2 protein-coding genes and 2 pseudogenes are annotated in these 5,476 nt (G+C 38.4%); 1 reads left to right on the top strand and 3 read right to left on the bottom strand.

Translation table 11 applies throughout. The annotated features are described in order from the left end of the window. Window positions 1–74: 74 nt before the first annotated feature. Window positions 75–440, top strand: a pseudogene (locus ABD814_RS07275) (IS4 family transposase); the annotation flags it as partial. Window positions 441–667: 227 nt separating this feature from the next. Here ABD814_RS07275 and tnpA read toward each other — a convergent pair. From tnpA to ABD814_RS07260, 3 genes and pseudogenes are all read right to left on the bottom strand, one after another. Beyond that, a pseudogene (tnpA, locus tag ABD814_RS07270) lies at window positions 668–1,132 on the bottom strand (IS200/IS605 family transposase). A 247-nt stretch (window positions 1,133–1,379) separates the two neighbouring features. Further along, on the bottom strand, window positions 1,380–1,538 hold the full coding sequence (locus ABD814_RS07265; RefSeq protein ID WP_344911763.1) for a hypothetical protein: 159 nt from the start codon (window positions 1,536–1,538) through the stop codon (window positions 1,380–1,382). 68 nt (window positions 1,539–1,606) lie between these two features. Further along, on the bottom strand, window positions 1,607–5,269 hold the full coding sequence (locus ABD814_RS07260) for an alpha-amylase family glycosyl hydrolase (protein WP_344911760.1): 3,663 nt from the start codon (window positions 5,267–5,269) through the stop codon (window positions 1,607–1,609). Between the last annotated feature and the right edge of the window lie 207 nt (window positions 5,270–5,476).

Raw genomic sequence — 5,476 nt, 5'->3', positions numbered from 1 at the left:
GCGTACTTTCAATATAACATGAAATTCACATGACCTTTTATTTTAGGTGACTAACTTGATTATACAATCTTCCTATTGAAGTTTTCTTTAAAACAACAAAATCCTTATTAAAACTCCAGAAAGAGTTTCAAAGTCGTTCGTATGATTCCTTAATTAGTCATACAACCATTGTCTTTTCACGATACATTGTGCTGTCCTGGCAAAACCGCTGCAGCACGGACCAAAGAACATTAGGTGGCATGTTTTATGAGCTTTGTGATGAAATCAGTGAACTCGATTGGGCTATTGCATTACAGCAATTAATCGAGCTTCTTGAAGATACCCTAAAAGGGACTAATAAAAAAATTCAAAAGTTAATCAAAAGTCAATTACAACAATGGATCGCAGGCTTACCTAACTATATCAAGGCATACCTGCCTATTTCAGTCTGCGAAAGTTGAGTAGTTAAGAATATTACGGTGCAAATTATTTCAATAAACATACAGATTTCAACCAAAGTTTGTTATTCTCTCATAAATTATCGCGAATGAGTAATTATCTTTTCTATAATCAAAACCACCAGTGTGAACTGGTGGTTTGCTCTGCGGCTGAAAGCCTATCTTACCGGCCTTGGCCTAAAAGGCCTACTGAGGAGGTTTCCCGCCTGCACCACATTCACTCACTAATTCTAAAGAATTTCTTTATTTTTCTCACCGGTAAATGGGTCATATTCTTCGAATAATGTTAACTGGTCACCCATGTAGTCTTCTTTCAGCTGATTCCTAATGTATTCTTGTATTTGTTTCTTATTTCTACCAACTGTATCAACATAGAAACCCCGACACCAGAACTTCCGGTTCCCGTATCGATACTTCAAATTGGCATGTCGATCAAATATCATAAGACTACTTTTTCCTTTTAAGTAACCCATGAATTGAGAGAGACTTAACTTGGGTGGAATACTGACTAACATATGAATGTGATCCGGACAAGCAATTGCTTCATGGATAGTGACACCTTTCCGTTCACATAAATCTCTTATGATTTGACCAATGCTCTTTTTATATTTGCCATAAATTATTTATCTTCTGTACTTTGGGGCGAAGACTATGTGGTACTTATAATTCCATGTTGTGTGTGCTAAACTATTCATGTCCTTCACAGGGCATACCTCCTTTATGGTGAGATGAAGTGGTCGGGAAACCAACTTTATCTTACCATGAAGTGAGGTTTTTTTAATACCACGCGATAAGCTCTTTTGAAACCCCGGCATAGCAAGGGGTTTTCTAAACCATTAAAAAAAGTTGATCCAAGAGATTGTTTCTCTTGGATCAACTTAGTATAGTACTTCGAAAATCTTGATAACCTTCTTCTCTGATAGAATGCTACTAATGATCCTCCTAGATTCCTACTACTAAATAATTGTAAAGCATTGTTGCAGTATCCGGTAGTTCTTCGCTAGACTCATTTTCTACTACTTCTTGGTCTTCTGAAGTTGATTCTTCCACTACTAGATTCTCAATTACTGGGGCATTAATCACTGGCTGTTCCTCTAACAATGGTTATCAACCCCTTACAAAATTCAAGAAAGGAAAAGGGTGATGCGCACATCACCCTTTGTAATTCCTTATTGTTTAGCTTTTGCTAATTTTTTTCTTTGGAAGAAGAATACTCCTGCTCCAACTAGTAACAACATTAATCCAATTAATAGATAATTGTAAAGTGCTGTTGCTGTGTCTGGAAGTTCTTTATCTTCTTTGTCAGATTCTTCAGCAGACTCATCTTCACCAGGTTCAGCCGATTCGCCTTCTTCAGGAGTTCCAGGAGTTCCAGGAGTTCCAGGAGTTTCAGGAGTTTCAGGAGTTCCAGGAGTTTCAGGAGTTCCAGGAGTTCCAGGAGTTCCAGGAGTTCCAGGAGTTCCAGGAGTTCCAGGAGTTTCAGGAGTTCCAGGAGTTTCCGCTGGCTCATCTTCACTTGGTACAGCTAGAATAAATGTTCCTCCGTCTTGCATTCCTGGTATTGTCACCGTAACTGTTTGATCCGCACCTACCTCTACTTCTTCACCACTGTAAGCGTTGATAACGTCTTCGTCTACAGCAAATGGTACGTCAATTGTTACTTCTACAGCTTCTTCATTTGTATTTAAACCAACAAGGACTGTTTCTTCATTAAAGGACCTAGCAAATACTGTGTAACCTTCAGCATCTCCACCCGCGACTTGCTCTCTATTACCTTTAGCAAATACTTGTGAGTAGTCTTTACGAGCGTTTAAGATTCTTGTAAAATGGTCGTGTACAGGATTTCCGTCTACCTCGTCCCATGGGAAGTTTTGACGGTTTGTATAGTAAGGGTAGTTATCACTACCTGTTAAACCTAACTCATCTCCGTAATATAGAACTGGTTGACCTTTACTTGTTACCATTAATGAACCTGCAAGCATATGGGCGCCTAGGTTTTCTTCATCGTTAATATACGTTAAGAACCGTGGCTCATCATGAGAACTAATGAATTGCCCTAATGTTGCAGTGTTATCAATAACTCCATTGCGGTCACTCATATAATTTTCTACGTGGTTAATGCGTCCTTGAACAAGGTCGCGCGCAACGTTTTTGAAGTCAAAGTCAAGTAATGAATCCATCATACCTGTACGAAGGTATCCATGATCATCAAATTGATTTGCACCCCAAGATTCACCGATCATCTTGAATTCAGGCATCACTTCTGTTTGAGCATTTTTAAATGCCATCCAAGTTGTATCTTCTACGTGTTTTACTGTATCGACACGGAAATAGTCAATTGTGTTTCCGTTTGGTGTTCTTGATTTTTCAATCCATTGTGTTTGCCATTCAATCACTTGTGCACGAACTTCTGGGTCTTCTGTAATAAAGTCTGGTAAACCAGCTAGTTCACCACGAACTGTGTCATTTCCTCCATCACGAAGCATCCCATCAAAGCGAGCTCTGTCTTCCGCTGTCGGGAAATGAGGAATATCCTCGCTTTCTAAAGCAGCATCTGCAGCTTTTAATCCATAGCCAGTGTGATTTAATACTACGTCAATCATAATTTTTATGCCACGATCGTGTGCTGCATCGATCATTTCATGAAAATCTTCCATTGTACCAAAGTGTGGGTTTAACTCATTAAAGTTACTTGCCCAATAACCATGGTAACCATAGTATGGTGTAATATGAGGCGTATCGTTCCAACGAACATCGTATACAATGTTTTCAACAATCGGATTGATCCAAATTGTATTAATACCTAAGTCGTGTAGATAATCCATTTTAGCAGTAATACCTTTAAAATCCCCACCTTGGTAAGCACCTGGATCATTTTTGTCATAGCCTACTCCGTAAGGATCATCATTTGACTCGTCACCATTAAAGAAGCGGTCTGTTAATATGAAGTAAATAATTGCTTCATCCCAGTCAAAGTCAGCGTCTCCTACAAATTGACGAGCTTTCACTGTCACTTCTGCTTCCCCTTCATGAACGTTACCGTATACATCAATCGCTGTTAAAGGAAGTGTTTTCACACCAGCAGTTGTTGCATGATGAACAGCAATTGTAATTGCTTCTAGTTCAGGGTCAATGAAAACGCGATCGCTTCCACCCACTTCAGTTAAGTCAACAAAAATTTCACGAAGCTCTGCTTCATTTTCATTGACAATGTCTAGTGTTAATACTGCATTTTGATTGTAATCAATTTCAGCTGGAGACACCGTACCTGAAATTTCAATTTCAGGTTGGAAGTAAGAAATTGATCCAGAGAAATAAGGATCTTGTACTTCAGTTGTTTCGCCATTAATTGTTACAAAGAATGAATAATCATGGTCACCAAATGGTAAATCCTCGTATGTGAATACGAAACGCTCATTCGCTTCTTCGTAAGTCATTTCATAACGGTTATCTAAAATGCTTAGCTCAACTTTTTCAATCGTATCCATTGCATCTTCTAAATATAAAACTGGATCACGAAATTGGAATGTAGCATTTCCATTGTTCACTTCAGGTGCTCTTACTGCTGGCACTGTGTGGAATGCAGTTTCTCCACTCGTTACAAATACTTTCGTAACTGGATCTAGCTTATTAACAGTAATATATCGGTCTCCACCTGGTTCACGGTCAGCCCAACCGATTTGACGAACGATAAATCCAACACGTTCAGCAATTGGTCCTACACCTATCTCGGCAATCGCTTTACCTTCTTCAAATCTTACAAAATCATGGTTGTCATCTTGAGCTCCAGTACCCCATACCCATACATCCCAGTCCGTATAATCAGCATCTTCACGCTCATATACTAAACGAATATGCGGAGGTACTGAACTTGTTAATGCAGCAATCGCATCATTTTCACTTGTGAATACTTGCGGGAACCCTTGAACAATCCAAACTTCTGTATTCATTTGCCCGTCTGGCATTGTTACCGTAAATTCAACGTCTTGAGTTTCCCAATCATTTAATCGAGGAATAATTGTAATATCATCCTCAGGAAAAGCAAATGTACCTGTAGCAAATGTGAACTCTTCCTCTTCAAACTCTAACGTAAACGCATCAGAAAAATTATACCCTGCACTTGGGAAACCACTATTATAGATCCATAAATTCCAACCGTCTACATTATTATTTGTACGGTGGTAATTTATCGTATAGCGATACATTTGTGCCGATACTGTAATTTCTTTAGCTGCTGTAAAACTATCTAATTCCGCATTAAGAGTGAATGTACTTCCTACTTCAACAGCCGAGTTAATTGTTAAAGTTGTGCCTTCAACCGCTACCCCAGCTGGTGCATTTTCTACAGACCATGAAACGGTATCTGTTTCTACGGACGCTACACCTGCAGCACTAATATAATTCGCACTTAAATCAGTTGTACTACCTGCTTCTAATAAACTTGCAACCGGGTTTAAATTAATCCCAGCAACAACAAGTCTACTATTTCCACCTGCTTCTTCTGAATTACTTGGATCGTTAATCCAATCGTCCTCATTTAAAATAAATTTGTATTGATAAATAGCAGGAGTAAGTGGATCAGTTGTTAAAGTCCAAACCCCTTCTGTTTGTTCCATTTCTAATGCTTCATCTTGCCAGTCAGTAAAACTACCAGCAACGCGAACACGTTCTACTTCACCTTCATAAGTAAAGGTAACGCTTCCATCTTGATGGACAACTGGTCCACCATTTGTTTGTGCTATAACCGCTGGTACGAATCCTGTAAAAACTGAAAGGATCATCAAGATTGATAACCATAGCGATAACACTTTTCGATGTTTTTTCTTCAACATAGTATTTCGGTACCCCTTTCCCTTTTTGAAATTTTCTCTTCGCGAAAACGATTGCATAATTTTCCAAAAAAATATAATACCCCTAATGCAAACGTTTTCTCAAGATATGTTTATAATACTATTAATCTTAACCTGAGTCAAGTCCATAATTTTGTGTAAAATACAATACAATGTTTTACATGACTTAGTTATTTGAATTAATATTAC

The sequence above is a fragment of the Amphibacillus indicireducens genome (genome assembly GCF_039539605.1).
Taxonomy (GTDB): domain Bacteria; phylum Bacillota; class Bacilli; order Bacillales; family Amphibacillaceae; genus Amphibacillus; species Amphibacillus indicireducens.
This window is presented reverse-complemented; position numbering and strand designations above follow the sequence as displayed.